Raw genomic sequence first — 17,619 nt, forward strand, 5'->3', positions numbered from 1 at the left:
TCACCGTTGAATGGTCTGGTCCAATTCAACAGCGGCTGGAGCAGTGGTGGTACCCCCATCCGCGAACATCCGGTCAGTTTGTTTCCTCCGAAAGGACATCTCGGGCCCTTGTGATGCGGCGAGACAAACGCGGAATGGACACCATGAGCCGTGTTCGGCCCGGAGTGCCCGGCAGGCGACCCGCCGGTGAGCGCCACCACATTCGGGTGAACTACCCGCTCGGCGGTGTGAGACTGGCCGTTCGTGCCCTTGTCTGGAGGATCGGGATGGAGCCTGGGCGGCCGGGTTCCTCATGTCGGGCAACGATCGATCAGCTGTGCGGGGCGGCGATGATCCGGTGACCGAAGGCGACGAGGGTACGGGCGAGCCTGCCGAACTCGTCCGCCTTTACAACAACGGCGCGACGATCGAGAGCTTGGCTGAGCGGTACGCGCTGAGCTATCGCAAGGTGCGGACCACTCTACTGGCCGCCGGGGTGACCTTGCGGCCGGCGAAGATCCAGCTACCGCCCACGCCTCCAGGACTCGTGAACGCCTACCTGTCCGGCCGGAGCATTCGTCAACTTGCGGACATCCACGGCATGAGCTATAACCAAACCCGCCGGATTCTGCTGGCGGAAGGTGTCGTACTTCGCCCCCGAGGTGGGCAATAACCCCGCTTCCCTGACGCCGGTTTCTCGGGGCGGGCGCGGCCGCACCCGCCCAGAGAACCCAAGACTTCCCCCGCGCAGCACATGACTTCGTCATCACGCCGCGAAAATGATCCAAATGTCGTGCACGGACGAGCGCTCCTTTCCTCTTGAATACCGCCTGGCCACCACTCCGGGCCGGGTCGGATACGGTCGAATCTCCGAGTTCGCGAAGCACTGATTCACAGTCCGAGCGAATTTTGACCGAGATACCCAGCCGGGTGGGTGAGGGAAGAGTACACATTGCTCGAGTTGCCCTGAAATGGGGGCGTCACCCTTCCGCACAATCGCTGTAGCGACACGCCACACGAAGGCCTGAACTGCGGTTTCCCTCTGCGGTCGCGCAAGACTTCACGGTTTCCGGGCGCAGTCGGTCTGAGCCACGACTGACCGGTCGTCGCGACCCCGGGCGCAGGCGCCGCTAAACTACTGCCAAGTAGGCCTACTTTACGAAAAATATTCAACACTAACGAGTTAACGGTGGCCCGTAAAACTGCTCAGAGTAGCAATTGACCAGGTTTAACTCACGCTTCGGTGACGATCCACCGGCACCTTTCCTGGGGACGCAGAGCCTCAGGCGCGGTGACCACGGAGGATCCGCAGATGCGGCGAGGGCATCGCCATGGTGTCCCCGTCACCTTCACGGGCCGCTGGGACAAGGGGCCCGCGTGCGTCGAGTTCGGCCAACAGCGCCTCGATCGCGTCGGCCTTGGCCGTCCGCGCCCGACCGCGGAAAAGCTCCGCGGCGTCCCGCCACAGCTCCCGCGCGGCATCGGGATTGCCGTGATCGCAGACGATCACCGCCAGGACCGAAAGTGCCCGCGCCTGGCCGGTCGCGTGCTGGGACCGATTCGCCAGCTCGACCGCCCGGTTGGCATGCCGCAGCGCCGCCCGGTCATCACCCTCGGCATGCCGCAGCTGCGCGAGCACCGTGTTGAGCTTCATGACCGTCGGAAGATCTTGACTGGCCTCGACCAGCGCCGATCCGGCATCACATTCCGCCGAGGCTTCGGCTAGTCGGCCGAGCCGGACCAAGAGCTCCCCGAGTGCGATGTGGGTCCACAGCAGCTCGGTGGCGTCGCCGACCGCGCGCCGGCGCCGCAAGGCCTGCCGATACAGACCGAGCGCCTCCTCGTCGTGGCCGCCCATCTCGACCAGCGCGTCGGCCAACCGGTGTTCCGCGCTGGCGCACACCATCGGCATGCCCAGTTCACGGACGGACGGCAAGGTCTTCCGGTACATCGCGGCCGCTTCGGCGGCGCGACCGGCATGGAGATGCACGCGGGCCAGATTCAGCCTGACGGTGACACCACCGATCGCGATCCCGTGGGCGTCGACCAGTTCGAGTGCTCGCAGCAGGCACCGCTCGGCCGCGTCGTCAGCGCCGATGAGCATGTGCACGACGGCCAGATCGTTGAGGCAGGAAGCCAGTGAACCCACGTCGCCTTGCGCCGTCGCCGCGCGGACGGCGATGGTCAATCCCTCGACCGCGTCAGGGAACCGGCCCTGCAGCAGGAAGAATTCCGCGGTCATCGCGGGAATGGCGCACGCGATGGGGTTCAAAATGCCTTCCGAGGCGGCGATGATCGACATGAGGGTATTTCTTTCCCTCAACACCCATTGCCGCGCTTCGGCGACGGTACGCAACCCGGGCGTCCACGCTGTCGGCAACATCGGAGGCAACTCCAGCAGTCCTTTGTGCGGATACTGCAGTCGATACGCGTCGATGACCATGCGCAGGTAGAACTCGAACATCCGCCGCCGAGCGGTGTCCACATCGGACAGTTGCCTGGCCAGGGACGTGGCGTACAAATGCAAGAGATCGTGTATGCGATAACGATCGAGATCCGCGGGATGCTCGACGAGATGTGCGGCGACCAGGATGTCGAGCGACCGTCGAACCTCCCCCACCGGGCGCCCGTCGGCCGCGGCGATCGCGTCGCCGGTCATCTCGGTGCCCGGATGCAGACCGAGCAGGGCGAACACCCGCCGCTCGGCCGGCCGCAACGCCTGATAGGAGAGGGTGAAGGCGGAGCGCAGGCTCGTACCCGGCCAGTCTCCCTCGTCACCGAGGTCCAGCAGCATGTCGGCCGCGCGCAACTGACCCGCCAAGGTCCCGATCCGGGTGCCCGCTCGCGAGCTGGCGCGTTCGGCCACCAGGGTCAGTGCCAACGGGTTGCCCCGGCACAGCCGCACCAGTTCTTCGACGCCCTCCGCGTCGTCGCGCGCGCGGGGGCCGATCCGCTGGGTCAGCAGCGAGGAGGAGTAGCGGTCTTCGAGAGGGCCGACCTCGATCACCGGCGGGGTCAGCTTCGCCGACAAGGACTTCAACCGCCATCGGGAAACGATCAGCACGGTGCACGAGGACAGGACCCCCAGCAGCGGCGCGACCTGGTCGGTGCTGCGCACATTGTCGAGGATGACGAGCATCGAGCGCCGGGCGAGCAACGCGCTCAATTTCGCCGCGCGCGCGATCGGGTTGACCACTTGGTCCACCGGGAAGTCGAACAAGGACAAGAGGGTGTCGACTATTTCGCCCGCGTCGGCGCGCGCGGCCTGGCTGTCCCCCCGAAGATCCAGCATGACCGCGCCGTGCCGATAGCGTCGTTCGGCGCGATGGGCCCACTTCGCGGCCAGCGTCGTCTTCCCGACTCCGGGCCCTCCGTTCACCACCACGACGGCACGCCGCGGCGCCCCCGCCGTATCGGTCGTGCAGGCGTCGAGCAGGGCGAGCAGCTCGGCCCTTCCCGCGACGTCGTCAATATCGGGCGGCAGATGCCGGATCACGTGCTCGTCGGAATCAGGTGCGGCAGGCTTTCGTCGCGGAATCATCCGGTCCGGCCGGATGAGCACTTCCTCATTGACGGCCCGCAGTTGTTCCGCCGCTCTCGTCTCCCCCGCTTCCCGGTATCGAGCATACGTCGCACGGAAGAAGTCGGCGGCTTCGGCGGGCTGATCGGCTTCGGCCAGCGCACGAATCTTCAATTTCGCGAATCTCAGCTCCCCCGGATGCGCCTGTTCCAGTTCCGCCAGTTTCCGCACCGCGGCGTCGGCTTGCCCGGTCTCGATTTGTTCCCCGACGACGAACGCGTTGGCCGGAATCCACTCGTTGCGGATCCATCGGATGCGCCACCCGTCGGCACGCTCGGTCCGCAGATCGGCCAAAGCGTCGTCACGCCACAACCGGACGGCCGACAACGCTTCGATCAACGCGCGTTCGTGCTGTCCGAGTTCGCGGAACCGGCGCGCCTTGTCCATGGTAGCCAGGAATCCGAAGTGGTCGATCAGCTCCGGGTCGGTCTCCAGCAGACAGCCCCCTTTTCCCACACTCACCTTGGCGGGTACGGATCTTTCGTGGAACGCCTGGCGGAGCTTGGTCGCGCACTGGTGCAACGTGGAGTGCGCGTTCCGCGGCGGGTTTTCGTGCTCCTCCCACACCCAGTCCACGACGACGTCCAGCGGCATCCGCCGGTTCGGCGCGGTCAGAAGCGCGGTCAGCACCTGCCTCGGCCGGGGACCCGCCCAGTTCACGTCCACATTCCCGTGCATAAGCATGGCCGTTTGCCCGAGAATTCCGAAGGCGATTTCCACGAGTACTCCCCTTCCCCATGGCGAACCGGGTTCGCCACCCCTGTCCCGATGGATCATTTTTCCACTCAGCGGCACATATGGCCAGGTCATCGACGTAATTGTCAAACATCGGCGATCACCGTTGATCAATTGTCAATCAGCTGACAACCGGCCGAAGTCGTTTTCTTCACGTGCACTCCCATGCTGGCTACGGATACCGAAGTTCCGGCGAGGGGAAATGTCATGACCGAGTTATCTTGGGTCCGTAGTCCGGCGGGAAGCCGCGATCAGCACTGGGCGACCCGCAAGGGCGTCAAATCCGTACTGGTGATGATCCCGTACATCGTCGCCGGAAACCGGCTCCTCGATCTGCTCCCGCTCCTGGAGGCGGACCACCGTCTCCAGGTGATCTTCACGATCCCGGAGCCATGGGAATCCTGGCGCGCGACGGACGATTTCGTGGCCGCCCAAGGCGGCGTCGTCCTGCCATGGGCCCAGGCCCGGCGCGGCGAGTACGACCTCGTCCTGGCCGCCAGCCAGCGTGGCATCGACGAGGTCACCGGGCCGGTGCTGTTGATCCCGCACGGCGGGGGTTTCGCGCAGTACCGGCCGTGGCGGCCGCCGGACACCGGCCACGGTTGGAGTCCCCAGGTCGGGCTCGGCGCCGGGCAGCTGATGCGGGAAGGCCGAGTGCGCGCCGACTCGATCGTGCTCGTTCACGACCGCGAGATGGACGTCCTCGCCGAGGCCTGCCCTCAGGCGGTCCCCGCCGCGGTCATCGCGGGTGACATCGCCCTGGATCGCCTCGCCGTCAGCCTCCCCTTTCGTGATCACTACCGGCGAGGACTGGGTGTTCCCGGCGACCGGCGCCTGGTGATGGTGACCTCGACCTGGTCCGATCGCTCGGCCTACGGTCGTCACCCCGATCTGTTCGAGCGAGTTCTCGGCGAACTCCCGTCCGACCGGTTTCAGGTCATCGGTGTCCTTCACCCGCAGATCTGGTCACACCACAGCCGTTGGCAGATTCGCTCGTGGCTGGCCGACAGCCTGCGGGCCGGGCTCACCCTACTTCGCCCAGAAGGAAGCTGGCGGGCTGCCTTGATCGCCGCCGACCACGTCATCGGCGACTACGGCTCCGTGACCGGCTACGCGTCCGGCATCGGCAAACCGGTACTCCTGGCCGTGGACGGCACGCAGCCGCTGTTGCCCGGTACGCCCAGCGCGGTCATCGCCGACCACGCGCCGCGCTGGGATCCGAGCAGACCTCTTGTCCCCCAACTGTTCGACACGGACGCGGCGGACGTCGCCACGCGGGTCCGGGCTCTCCTGTCCTCGCGTCCGGGCGGCGCCGCCGCGATCCTGCGCACCGAGATGTACCGGCTCCTCGGCTTGACCGAACCCGTCAGGAAGATCCCGGTGTCGCCGGTGCCGATGGCGGAGGTGCTGCCGTGTTGATCCCGGCGGCGCGACTGCGCGTCACTTCCTCGCCGCACCCCGGGATCCACCACATCGACGCCGGAGGAAGCTCGTTCCTCCTCTCCACGGTCGGTGACGGCATCCCCGCTTCTCTCGCCGACGTACTGGTCCACTCCCGGCCGCGGCGTGCCGCGGACGCCCGCGCCGTGATCGCGAGCGCGTTCGACCGGCTGCCCGGTCTCACGATCGTCGCCGTCCCGTGTCCACCCGGGCACTGCCTTCTAGGCGACCGCACGGGGGACCTGGCCATCATCCCTTGCGAGTCCGCCGCACTGGCGGGCGCGGGCGCGTACCTATGGTTGCTGGGCCGGCGCCGTCTCCGGCGGCTGAGGTCGATCAGGTCGGGCGGGCAAGGCCTCCAGCCGAGCCCGGACCCTTTCCACCAGCGGCCCGCCGATCGGACGGCACAGCTCGAGCGCTTGGGTCAGCCGGACGCGGACGGCGTCGAAATCACCTTCGAACTCGGCGACCTCGGCGAAGGCGACCTGCACCTCGGCCTGATACACGGGTGAACCTGACTCGGCGAACACCGCGGCGGCGCGCTCCAGCTCGCGCTTCGCCGCGGTGATCTCGCCGGCGCGCGCCCCGATCAGCGCCAGTGTCACGCAGACGCGGGCCTCGGCCTGCACCTCACCCATCTCGATGAACATCTCTTGCGCGAGGCGCAAATGCCGTACGGCGTCAGCGGTCCGGCCCGCTTGGAGCAAGGCCTCACCGATCCGGCGATGTCGCAGTGCCACGCCACGGTCGATGCCGAGTTCCCCTTCGATCACCAGGCTTTCGCTGAAGAACTCGACCGCCCGCTCAAAGTCGCCGCGCCCTTGGGCCGCCATGCCCAGCTGGTCCAGTGCCACGGACTCGTTGTGCCGGCTTCCCGCTCCTCGTGCCAGTTCCGCCGCTTTCGAGCATTCGTGTTCGGCGGCTTCGAACCGTCCCAGATCCAGATAGGCGCGGGCCAGCTGGCAGCGCAGCCGCGCTTCGGCCACCGCGTGAGAGCACCGCTGTGCCGCGGCGATGCCGATCTCGTGCGTCCGGATCCACCTCTGATAGTGCTTGCGGTACATGAAGAGTTCCCAGAGCGCTTCACACAGTTGCCAGGTGAGTTCGTCGTTCCCGAGCGCGAACGTCTCTTCGAGCACCTCGATGATGTCCGGCAGCCGTTCGTCCAGCCAGCGCAGGGCTTCGGCGCCCGTATCGAACAGTGGCGGCCCACCCTCGTACCGGGCCCGCACAGGGCTGACCCGCCATCTCATCGGGATCACCACCAGGTTCGCCCGGGTCATCCGGTGCAGATACCAGTCCGCGATCCGGGGGACGACGTCGAAGCGTTCGTCGTCGGGTATCGACTTGGCGTGCAACCGCACCAGATCGTGGAAGCGGTAACTGTCCTCGCCGACCTCTTCGAGAAGGCTCGCGTCCGCCAGCGTCTGCAGCCCGTCCGCGGCCTCGTCTTCGGGGACCCGGACCGCCGCGGCCGCGACCCCCACTTCGACGGCCTGGCCCGGATGTTCGCTGATCAGGCGATAGATCCGGGCCGCGTGCGGCGGCAGGGCGGCGTATGACGAGTCGAAGGTCGCCGTCAACGACGCCTCGCCCACTGGCGAGAGCTTCGTCAACCGCACTCGTTCGTCGCGAAGCTCCGCCACCATCCGGGCCACCGGCCACTTCGGCCGCGACGCCAATCTCGCGCCCGCGACCCGGAGGGCGATCGGCAGCCGGCCGCACAGGATCGCCAGCGCCGTCACATCGGCCAGTTCGGCGGCCACCCTCGACTTCCCCACCGAGCGCTCCAGTAGCTCGACGGCGTGCTCCTGCGGCAGGGGCGCCATGTCGACGAACCGCGCGCCCTCCGCATGCAGGCCGTCCAGTCTCAACCTGCTGGTGACCACCACGACACAACCCGACGAGGCCGGGATCAGCGGCCGCACCTGGGCGGTGGAGATCGCGTTGTCCACTACCAGCAGCAGCCGCAGGCCCGCCGTGATGGTCCGGAACAGCGCGGCCTGCTCGGCCAGATCGACCGGTACCCCTTCCGGTGGGACACCGAGCGCGCGCAGGAACGCGCCAAGGGCGTCCTGCGGCGGGACCGCCGTCTCCGGCGAGAACCCCCGCAAATCCGCGTACAACTGGCCCGCCGGGAAACGTTCGGCGTTCCGGACCGCCCAGGTGACGGCGAGCGCGGTCTTGCCGACTCCGCCGGGGCCGACCACGACGGTCACCGCGGGTGACCGGTCGACCGGGTCACCCTCCTGGCGGGCGGCGGCGGAGTCGAGCGCCTCGAGTTCGGCGATCCGGCTGGTGAAATGCGCGGGCACCGGAGGCAACTGCCGGGGAACGGGAGGCCGCGAAGACGAGCGCAGGGCGATTTGCGGTGAAACCGTGCCGATGTCATCCCGCATGGCCGCACCCCGAACGGTCGCCTGCCGAAACCGATTTGCGCGGCCGCCATTCCTTTCGGATTAATACCGCGTTCAGTGATGGCCGGAACAGCGTTCCCCCGGATGGCGCCCGCACTGAAGAACGCATGCTCGTGATCCCCCTACACGGCCGTATTCTTTTGTCCGCACAACATCCGGACACGGACCCACATCGTGCCGTACCGCCACGTCTCATCCGAGAACTCCCGACAAATCCCCGAATCTCCCTGTCTACCTCGCCGAGCAGGACCTTCCCCGGCGAACCCGGTACATCCACCCGAAAGAAGCAAGGCTATTGCGCGATTCGGAAGGCATAGATACCGCTGAACGCAGGAGGGACGAGTGGCATCACTACGTACTGTGATCTCGCGCACTTCGACCCCGCTCACGCTTCCGCAGTCGCCAATCCCGCAATCCGCGGCCTGCGGCGAGCCGGATATCGACCGGAAAAGGGACGATACTGGAACCTTTTCAAGAAGCGCTTCAGGACATGCCGATTGATTCTTTTTTTACACTGGGCGACTCCGCCTGAATGCCCGCGTCGTGGGGTTCGGGACGACCGAGCGCAGGGCGCAGGTGGGCTCAGACCGCAGTGACACCGCGTCATCTACTCGCCCAAGATCGTTTCCGTGGCGTTCATCCTTCTTTCGGGGCAATTCGGACATAGTCCATGCCCAGGAGTAGCCGCTTGTGTGACCTCTGTATGCTCCGCTCTCGCTCGATGGGATTACTCATCCCCTGTTCGGGCGAGCCGTTGCGGTCGGGGCCTGTGGTCGCACACGGCACTGGCATTTCGTGGTCCGTATTCGGATGGGAGACACATGCACGGCAGGTCAGTTCTGGTTCGCGGCGGGATCGCGGTGGCTTCCGCGGCCGTCGCGCTGACGATGGCCGCTCCGGCCGCCCTCGCCGACGACGGCGCGGCGCGTGGCCGGGTCGTCGAAGGCTCGGGCACCGAGGGTTTCAGCGTCAACTTCGACAGCGGGCAGCACTACGTCGCGAAGCTGTTCGGGCTGAAGCTCTCCGACGGCAGCAAGCTCAAGATGTACTGCGTCCAGGTCGAGGTCGGCATGCGCACCGACCAGGACATGATCGAACGTCCCTGGAACAAGTACCCGGACGCCGCCTCGCCGTTCAACAAGAACAACGAGAAGATCAACTGGGTCCTGCACCACGGCTACCCGGCGGTCGCCGTGAAGTCGCTCGAGGGCGTACTGGGCAAGAAGGACGTCAAGCTAACCGACGGCCTGTCCGTCGAGGAGGCCGTCACCGCGACGCAGGCCGCGGTCTGGCACTTCAGTGACGGCAAGAACCTCGACCGCAAGAAGCCGCTGCCCTACGAGAGCGCCGAAGAGTCCGCCGACGTGCTGGCCCTCTACGACTACCTCACCGGCAAGGACAACGTCGGTATCGGACAGCAGCCGAAGCCGACCCTGGACATCGGCCCGGCCAAGGCCTCGGGCGCGACCGGCACCCGGATCGGCCCGTTCAGCGTCGCCACCACCGGTGACATCACCGCGCTGACGAGCAAGCTGCCCGAAGGCGTCAAGGTCACCGACGCCGACGGCAAGGAGATCAAGGCCGGCGCCATCAAGGACGGCACCAAGATCTTCGTCGACGTTCCCAAGGACGCCAAGGACGGCTCCGGTTCGTTCGCGTTGAAGGTCAGCGGTCACCTCGACACCGGCCGCCTGTTCGTGGGCGAGAACTACGCCAAGGTCCCCGCCCAGTCGCTGATCGTCGCGGAGTCCGAGAAGACCTCGGTCGTCGCGAACGCCACCGCGAGCTGGAAGCAGGGCGGCGCGCCCGTCACCGACACCCCGGCCCCCACCACCCCCGGTGGCGCCGAGTCGGGTGGCGGCAACGAGCTGGCGAACACCGGCGCTTCCGCGGCCCTGCCGCTGACCATCGGCGGCGCGCTCCTCGGCGCGGGTGTGCTGATGGTGCTGCTGGTGCGTCGTCGCCGCAGCGAGGCGTAAGAAAGTACCCACGAAGAACGGGGCCGGCCCACGTGGACCGGCCCCGTTCTTCGTTCACCGGTCGTAATGCGTCCCCGGCGTATGCCCGAAGGCCCGGCGGAAAACGTCGATGAACGCGCTGGTGGACGCCCAGCCGCAGGCATGCGCCACCGCGGTCACCGGGGTGTTGTCGGCAAGGAGGACCAGCGCGCGGTAAAGCCGCAGCTGGGTTCGCCATTGCGGGAACGTCATGCCGAGGTCGGCCTTGAAGAGCCGGGCGAGAGTGCGATCGCTGGCCCCGACCCGGGCACCGAGGGCGGCCAGCGTCCGGTTGTCGGCCGGGTCGGCACTCAGGATCTCGCACAGCGCGCGCAACCGCGGGTCACCGGGCGTCGGCAGGTGCAGAGGTTGCTGTGGTGAGGCGCGAAGCCGATCGAGCAGGACAGCGCGCAGCCGGCGCCGTTCCGGGGTGTCCGCGCGCGGCGGGCCGGTGTAGGCGCGGATCAGCTCGCGCAGGAGCGGGCCGACGGCCAGCACGCCCGGTTCGGTCAGCCGCAACGGGTTCTCGGCGGCGGGCAGGCCGACGAGGTGGAGTTCGAGGTCTCCGTGCGCCTGATGAGCGTGCACGGTTCCGGCGGGCACCCAGATGGCCCTTGTGGCCGGAGCGACCCAGGAGCCTCTGTCGGTGGTGACGGCCAGTACCCCACGGGCGGCATAGACGACCTGGTGCTCGTCGTGGCGATGCGCGTCGATCGTCGCGCCGGAGGCCAGGGACCGGACCTGCGTCGGTGCCGCGGGCAAGTGGCGGATTTCCGTCATTGTTTGTCATTTTATCGGAAGCGCGACACGACCACCCGCGGCGAGCATGGCCGCATGCCGAAGCACAGAACGATCATCCTCCTGTCGGCCGGGCATGCCTGCGTCGACGTGTACCAAGGTTCGGTGGCCGCGCTGGTGCCGTTCTTCGCCGCCGAGCGTGCCTACGGATACGCCGCGGTTTCGGGCATCGTGCTGGCCGCGTCGCTGTTGTCTTCGGTGGCGCAACCGTTGTTCGGGGCGCTGACCGACCGATGGGCGATGCCGTGGCTGCTGCCGTCGAGCACGATCCTGGGCGGGGTCGGCATCGGATTCGGCGGGTTCGTCGATTCTTACGCGCTGACGTTGATTTTCGTCGCGGTGTCCGGAATCGGCGTGGCGGCCTACCATCCCGAAGCGGCCAGGGCCGCGAGGAGCGCTAGCGGCGGCGGCCATACCGCGATGGGCTGGTTCTCGCTCGGCGGGAACATCGGGTTCGCGGCCGCCCCCGTCCTCGTCGCGGCGGTCATGGCGATCGGCGGGCTGCGGGCCTCTCCCCTGCTCGTCGTCCCGGCCCTGGCCGGCGCTGTGCTCTGCCTGCCCGTGCTGCGCGCACTCGCCAAGCCCTCCTTGGCAGGAGGTCGCGATGACAGCGAGCCGGCGGGATCCGACGACTGGAAGTCGTTCGGGAAGCTGTCGCTGGCCGTCGTCTTCCGCTCGATCGTCTTCATCGGGCTGAGCACCTTCGTCTCGCTTTACGCCCAAGAGCGGACCGGCGGCGGAACGACGACGGGCAGCGCCGCGCTGCTCCTGCTTTTTCTCGGCGGGGCGGCGGGCACCCTGCTGGGCAGCAGGCTGGCGGAGCGGTGGGGGCGGGTCATCCTCGTGCGTTGGTCGTATCTGGGCACGGTCGTCGCGGTGGCCGGGGTCGTGTTCGTGCCCGGCCCAGGCTTCTTCCTGTTCGTCCTGCTGGCCGCGGTGGGCCTGTACGTCCCCTTCTCCCTGCAGATCACGCTGTCGCAGGACTACCTGCCCACCCGGGTCGGCACCGCCAGCGGCGTCACCCTCGGCCTGACGGTCAGCATCGGCGGCCTCGCGAGTCCGGTCATCGGCACGATCGCCGATCACACGTCCCTTCAAACGGCCTTGCTGCCACTGATCGCCTTGCCGGCTTTGTGCTGGATCACAACGCGGACCCTGCCGGAGCCGGGCTCTGTCCAAACCGGAACGTCGCACGAAGAAACCGTGTCAAAATTGCGTCGATAAATCGTGTACGCATCTGTACATCATGAGTTACCGGCTGGTAGGTTCCGGATCATCCCACTGTGATCCACTTCATGATTCAAAGGGGAGTCATGATCCAAAAGCCCGCACCCCTGCTGGCCGTCGCGATCGCGCTCGTCCTCGCTTTCATCGCCGCGCCCGCCGCCACCGCCGCTCCCGGAACCGATTCCTTCTACCGCTATGACGGCAGCAAACCGTTGTCGTCGTACAGTCCCGGCACCGTGCTGAAGACCCGGACGCTGAATTACCACGTCATCGGCATTTCCACGCCGCTCAAGGTGACCCAGCTGCTCTACCGGACCACCGACGCGCTGGGGAAACCGTCCGCCAATGTCACTTCGGTGATCCGCAGCCTCACCGGAGACAGCACCAAAGCCGTTTCGTACCAGTCGTTCTACGACTCACTCAATCCCGAGCACGGGCCGTCGCGGGCGATCGCCGGTGACGTCTCGCTCGGTGGCCTGATCGCGAACGCGGAGTCGCTTCTCATCGCACCTTCCCTGTTGCAGGGCTACAACGTCGTCATTCCCGACACCGAAGGACAGGACGCGAACTTCGCGGCCGGGCCGGAATACGGCACCAACACGCTGGATTCCATCCGCGCCGCCACCCGCGCCCCGGAAACGGGAATGAACGGCAAGACGCGCTTCGGTCTCCTCGGGTATTCGGGAGGCGCCATCGCGACCGGGTGGGCGGCGGCCCTCGCGCCCGGTTACGCACCCGAGGTCAACAAGAATCTCGTCGGCTTCACCGAAGGTGGGGTGCTCGTCAAACCCTCGCACAATCTCAAGTACGTCAACGGAAGTGTCGCGTGGACCGGCGTAATCCCGATGGCGCTCATCGGCATCGCCCGGTCGTTCGAACTCGATCTCAAGCCGTACGCGAACTCCTACGGTCTCCAGGTGCTCAAGGACATGGAGAAGGCGTCGATCGTCGACGCGATCGGCCGCTATCCCGGGCTGACGTGGGAAAAGTTCGTCAAACCCGAATACGTCAACCCGAACACGGTGCTGCCGTACGTCGAGGCCGTGAACAAGGTCAACCTCGGTTCGGCGCCGACGCCCACCGTCCCCGCCTTCATCGCGCAGGGCAACAACGGCGTCCTGGAAGGCACTTTCGGCAATCCGCCGGGTATCGGGACCGGTGACGGGGTGATGGTGGCGGGTGACGTGCGCGCGCTCGCCCGGCAGTACTGCGAAACCGGCAACAAATCGGTCAAGTACGACCAGTACAACACGCTGAGCCACGTCGGGGCGGCCGTCGTCTGGGCGCCGCTGGCGATCGGCTGGCTCAACGACCGGTTCGCGGGCAAAGCGGCGCCGTCCTCCTGCGGGAAGATCGCGCCCGGCAACTCCCTCGCGCCGGAGGTGCCGGTCGGCTGACCGCGCGCACGGATGTCCGTGAAGGCCTCCTTTCCTACTCTCAGGGTAGGGAAGGAGGCCTTCACGGACCGGTACCGTGCTGCGGGTGACCGAGCGAGAACCCGCCGCCCTTCCGGCACGCCGCAAGCTGCCGAAGGGGCCGCACAACCTCAGCCGCGACGAGGTCGCGGGCACCCAGCGCGCCCGGCTGATCGACGCGGTCCTGGAGAACACCGGAACCCGCGGCTATGTCGCCACCACCATCGGCCACCTCACCGCCACCGCGGGAGTGTCGCGAACGTCGTTCTACGAGCAGTTCACCGACAAGCAGGACGCGTTCCTCACCGCCTACCGCCAGACCACCGCCGAATTCATCGCGCAGGGTGTCGCCGTGGCTGCCGAAGCCGCTACCCCCTTGGACGCGGTCACCGCCTGCTGCGATTTCCTCGTCGACTACGTGCACCGCCGCCCGACGGCCGTCCGCGCGGTCCTGCTGGAGATCTACGCGCTGGGCGACGCCGGGCTGGAAGCGCGTGAAACCACCTTGCGCGCGGGGGAAGCCGTCTTCGACCGGACGGCGAAATGGCTGTGTGCCACCGATCCCGCGTTACCCGCACCGCCGCCGTTCACCGCGCGGACGGTCGTCGCCGCGACGATCGAGCTGATCACGCAGGCCATCTGGAACGCCACCGAAGACGCCTACGGTCAGGCACGGGAGGCCGTCCGCTACACCTGGCTGCTCGGATTGTTCGGGCACCAGGGCATCGACGCCTCCCGGCCTTGATCACGAGCGGGCGAAGCGCCGCCGTTCGAAGTCGACGATCAGCTTCGGGTAATGGCGCGGGAACAGCCGGACGAGCCTGTCGACGAGTTTGGCGTCGTTGCCAACGAGCACCCGCGGTTTCCCCGCTTCGACGCCGTCGACGATGATGCGGGCGGCCCGTTCGGCCGGCATCTTCAGCAGCTTTTCGTTGTACAGCCGGACACGCTCCAGTTGCTCGGCGGTGGGCTCGATGCCGCGGGCTTGGGCTTCCTTCAGCGCCGACGAGGCGATGCCGGTCTTGACCCCGCCCGGGTGCACCACCGTCACGTGCACGGGATGCCGGTCGCGGATCATCTCGGTGCGCAGCGCCTCGGTGAAGCCGCGAACGCCGAACTTGCTGGCGCAGTACGCGGTGAGCGTCGGCTGGGCCATGAAACCGTTGAGGCTGGAGACATTGACGACGTGTCCGTCACCGGAGTCGATCAGGTGCGGCAGGAAGGCCTTGGTGCCGTTGATGACGCCGAAGAGGTTGACGGCCAGCGTGCGGTCGTAGCTCTCCCAGTCGGTTTCGAGGATCGTCTGACCACCGCCCGCGATTCCGGCGTTGTTGTAGACCTGGTGCACCACACCGAATCGCCCGGCGACCGCGGCCGCGTACGCCACGAAGGCCGCCCGGTCGCCGACGTCGAGCGTGGTGCCTTCTGCTTCCGCACCAAGGGCCTTGATTTCGGCGACCGTCTCGGCGAGACCGGTTTCGTCCACATCGGACACGGCGAGCCGGGCACCACGCCTCGCCAGTTCCAGCGCCAGCTGCCGTCCGATTCCGGAGCCCGCGCCGGTGACGACGGCGACCTTGCCACGAACGGCGTTCATCGGACTTCTCCTGTCGGGTTCGAGGCCAGGCCGGTGGTGAGCTCGACGAGCCGATCGACCAGGTCCGGGGCGATGTGGTGGCCCATCCCGGGGATTTCCACGTAACGAGCGCCCTTCACGGCCTTGGCGGTCGCGCGCCCGCCGCTGTGGTGGACCATGCGGTCGCCGTCACCGTGGACGACGATCGTCGGGCAGGTGATGCGGCCGAGTTCGGCGGTGCGGTCGCCGCTGGCCTGGATCGCGCCGATCTGGCGGGCGATGCCGCTGCGGGCCCGCCGCCCGCCCGCCCGCTCCCACAGGCCGGTGGCCCAGGCCGTTTCGACGTCCTTGTCCAGCGGGAACGAGGCCGAGCCGAGGTGGCCCATCATCGCCAGATGCCCGACCACCGATTCCTCGACCGTCCGCGCGGGCCGTCTCGCCATGCGCAGCAACGTCGACCGCGCCGGCTGCCCGACCTTGCGGTGCCCGGTGGTGGAGAAGATCGACGTCAGCGACAGGACGCGGCCGGGGTTCCTGGCGGCGACGGTCTGCGCGATCATGCCGCCCATCGACATACCGACCAGGTGCGCGCTCTCGATGCCCAGATGGTCCAGCAGACCGACGGTGTCGGCGGCCATGTCGCCCAGGTCGTAGGCACCCGGGAGGGGTTTGGCCAGCAGTTGCCGGAGTTTGCCCGGATTCGGCGCCTTGATGCGATCGGAGCAGCCCGCGTCCCGGTTGTCGAACCGGACGACGCGGAATCCCTGGCCGGTGAATCCGTCGATCATCCGCCGCGGCCAGGACGTGAGGTCGAGGCCGAGACCGGCGATGAGCACCAGCGGGGTGCCGTCGGCGGGCCCGTCCTGGCGGTAGCAGATCCGCGGGCCGCCGGGAAGGTCGGCGAACTCGTCGGTCATGAGCCCACCGGTTCCCGGACCTCGGCGCGGGAGAAGTGCAGCTCGGGATCGGTGATGTCGTCCGCGCGCAGCAGTTTGATGTCGGAGTGGTAGCTCATCGAGGTCAGCCACGGCATACGGTCGCCCTGGCGCGGCAGCTGGTCGAGAGCGCGCTGGACGTACCCGGCGGCGAAGTCCAGGAACGGCCGCGTCGGCATGTCCGGGTCGGCGAGGACGGGACGGCAGACGTCGTGCCCATGGGCGTCCATATGCGCGAGCAGACGGCAGAAGTGCTCGCACAGTAGGCCGATCTTGAGCGTCCACGACGAGTTCGTGTAGCCGATCGCGAACGCCAGGTTCGGCACGCCCGAGAGCATCATTCCCTTGTAGGCGACGGTTTCCGAGAGCACGACCGGTTCGCCGTCGACACTGAACGAGGCGCCGCCGAACACCTGGAGGTTCAGCCCGGTGGCGGTGACGATGATGTCCGCCTCCAGCTCCCGGCCGGATGCCAGCAGGATCCCCTTTTCGGTGAACGTGGCGATCCTGTCGGTGACCACGTCGGCGTGCCCCTTGCGGATGGCGGCGAACAGGTCGCCGCCGGGCACCGCGCACAGCCGCTGGTCCCACGGGTCGTACGGCGGGTTGAAGTGCTCGTCGACCGGATAGCCCTCGGGAAGCTGCTTCTTGTTGACGTAGCGGATGAGCGAGCGGGCGAGCTTGGGGAACTTCTGGCAGAACTGCCAGACCGCGAGGCCCTTGCGGATGTTCTTGCGGCGGGTGAGCGCGTAGGCCCGCTCCTCGCCGAGGATCTTGCGGAGGCCGTTGGCGATCTTGTCCTCGCGTGGCACCGGCATCACGTAGGTCGGGGTGCGCTGCAGCATCGTGACGTGCGCCGCGGTCCCGGCCATCGCCGGGATCAGGGTGACCGCGGTGGCGCCGCTGCCGATCACGACGACGCGCTTGCCGGCGTAATCGAGCTCTTCCGGCCAGTGCTGCGGATGCACGACCGTGCCCTGGAAGCGGTCCCGGCCTTCGAAGCTCGGGGTGAAGCCTTCGTCGTAGCGGTAGTAGCCGCCCGCGTTGAACAGCCAGCCCGCGCTCAACCGGGTGCGCTCGCCGGTGTCGGTCCGTTCGATTTCGAGCAGCCAGCGGGCCTCGTCGCTCGACCAGTCGGCCGAGACCACCTTGTGGTGGTACCGGATGCTGGGTTCGAGTCCGTTCTCGGTGACCGTCTCACGCAGGTAGGAAAGGATCCGCGGCGCGTCGGCGATGGACTGCTTGTCCCGCCACGGCTTGAACTCGTAGCCGAAGGTGTGGAGGTCGGAGTCCGACCGGATGCCGGGGTAGCGGAACAGGTCCCAGGTGCCGCCCGACGCGCCGCGGGCCTCCAGGATGGCGAACTTCTTGCCCGGGTTCCCGGTCTTCAGGTAGCGCGCGGCCCCGATCCCGGAAATTCCGGCACCGATGATGACCACGTCGAGGTGCTCGACGGGGGTGCTCGTCGTCATGCGGTACTCCAGCCTCGTCTCGGTTCCCTCCACGATGCGGGTTCACGG

At 67.5% G+C, this 17,619-nt stretch carries 12 protein-coding genes; 6 read left to right on the forward strand and 6 right to left on the reverse strand.

Annotated elements, in window-relative coordinates; all coding sequences use genetic code 11:
• Window positions 1–292 precede the first annotated feature (292 nt).
• Entirely contained in the window at window positions 293–652 is a 360-nt protein-coding gene (locus tag AVL48_RS13755) for a helix-turn-helix domain-containing protein (RefSeq protein WP_063816537.1), read from the forward strand.
• A gap of 609 nt (window positions 653–1,261) precedes the next feature.
• Here AVL48_RS13755 and AVL48_RS13760 read toward each other — a convergent pair.
• Window positions 1,262–4,279: an AfsR/SARP family transcriptional regulator gene (locus AVL48_RS13760; RefSeq protein ID WP_063816536.1), complete on the reverse strand. Its 3,018-nt coding sequence runs from the start codon at window positions 4,277–4,279 to the stop codon at window positions 1,262–1,264.
• 222 nt (window positions 4,280–4,501) lie between these two features.
• On the opposite strand from AVL48_RS13760, the gene AVL48_RS13765 reads away from it, so the two are divergent.
• A complete protein-coding gene (locus tag AVL48_RS13765; RefSeq protein ID WP_061982798.1) occupies window positions 4,502–5,713 on the forward strand; it encodes a hypothetical protein in 1,212 nt (403 codons plus the stop codon).
• 314 nt (window positions 5,714–6,027) lie between these two features.
• Here the strand turns inward: AVL48_RS13765 and AVL48_RS13770 are convergent, their stop codons facing one another.
• Window positions 6,028–8,133, reverse strand: a complete 2,106-nt coding sequence (locus AVL48_RS13770; protein WP_061982797.1) for a tetratricopeptide repeat protein — start codon at window positions 8,131–8,133, stop codon at window positions 6,028–6,030.
• Between the two features lie 839 nt (window positions 8,134–8,972).
• Between AVL48_RS13770 and AVL48_RS13775 the strand changes: the two genes are divergently transcribed.
• Window positions 8,973–10,130, forward strand: a complete 1,158-nt coding sequence (locus tag AVL48_RS13775; RefSeq protein ID WP_061982796.1) for a thioester domain-containing protein — start codon at window positions 8,973–8,975, stop codon at window positions 10,128–10,130.
• A gap of 54 nt (window positions 10,131–10,184) precedes the next feature.
• On the opposite strand, the gene AVL48_RS13780 is transcribed toward AVL48_RS13775, so the two are convergent.
• Window positions 10,185–10,928 carry an AraC family transcriptional regulator gene (locus AVL48_RS13780; protein ID WP_061982795.1) on the reverse strand — a complete coding sequence of 248 codons (744 nt, stop codon included), beginning with the start codon at window positions 10,926–10,928 and terminating at the stop codon, window positions 10,185–10,187.
• Between the two features lie 54 nt (window positions 10,929–10,982).
• Here AVL48_RS13780 and AVL48_RS13785 point away from each other — a divergent pair, with 54 nt between their 5' ends.
• From AVL48_RS13785 to AVL48_RS13795, 3 genes are all read left to right on the forward strand, one after another.
• The gene (locus AVL48_RS13785) at window positions 10,983–12,170 is read left to right on the forward strand and encodes an MFS transporter (RefSeq protein ID WP_061982794.1); all 1,188 of its coding nucleotides are present in this window, start codon (window positions 10,983–10,985) and stop codon (window positions 12,168–12,170) included.
• An 89-nt stretch (window positions 12,171–12,259) separates the two neighbouring features.
• Window positions 12,260–13,570 (forward strand): lipase family protein, encoded by a 1,311-nt coding sequence (locus tag AVL48_RS13790; RefSeq protein ID WP_061982793.1) that lies wholly within the window; start codon window positions 12,260–12,262, stop codon window positions 13,568–13,570.
• Between the two features lie 85 nt (window positions 13,571–13,655).
• Window positions 13,656–14,333 (forward strand): TetR/AcrR family transcriptional regulator, encoded by a 678-nt coding sequence (locus tag AVL48_RS13795; protein ID WP_082857641.1) that lies wholly within the window; start codon window positions 13,656–13,658, stop codon window positions 14,331–14,333.
• Here AVL48_RS13795 and AVL48_RS13800 read toward each other — a convergent pair whose 3' ends face one another.
• The 3 genes from AVL48_RS13800 to AVL48_RS13810 are packed head-to-tail and all read right to left on the reverse strand — an operon-like array spanning window position 14,334 to window position 17,571.
• Entirely contained in the window at window positions 14,334–15,185 is an 852-nt protein-coding gene (locus AVL48_RS13800; protein WP_061982792.1) for an SDR family NAD(P)-dependent oxidoreductase, read from the reverse strand. It lies immediately after the preceding gene.
• Window positions 15,182–16,081, reverse strand: a complete 900-nt coding sequence (locus AVL48_RS13805; RefSeq protein ID WP_061982791.1) for an alpha/beta fold hydrolase — start codon at window positions 16,079–16,081, stop codon at window positions 15,182–15,184. The genes AVL48_RS13800 and AVL48_RS13805 overlap by 4 nt, the downstream gene beginning before the upstream one ends.
• Window positions 16,078–17,571, reverse strand: a complete 1,494-nt coding sequence (locus tag AVL48_RS13810; protein ID WP_061982790.1) for a flavin-containing monooxygenase — start codon at window positions 17,569–17,571, stop codon at window positions 16,078–16,080. Before AVL48_RS13810 ends, AVL48_RS13805 begins: the two co-directional genes overlap by 4 nt.
• Window positions 17,572–17,619 lie beyond the last annotated feature (48 nt).

The sequence above is a fragment of the Amycolatopsis regifaucium genome (assembly GCF_001613935.1).
Taxonomy (GTDB): domain Bacteria; phylum Actinomycetota; class Actinomycetes; order Mycobacteriales; family Pseudonocardiaceae; genus Amycolatopsis; species Amycolatopsis regifaucium.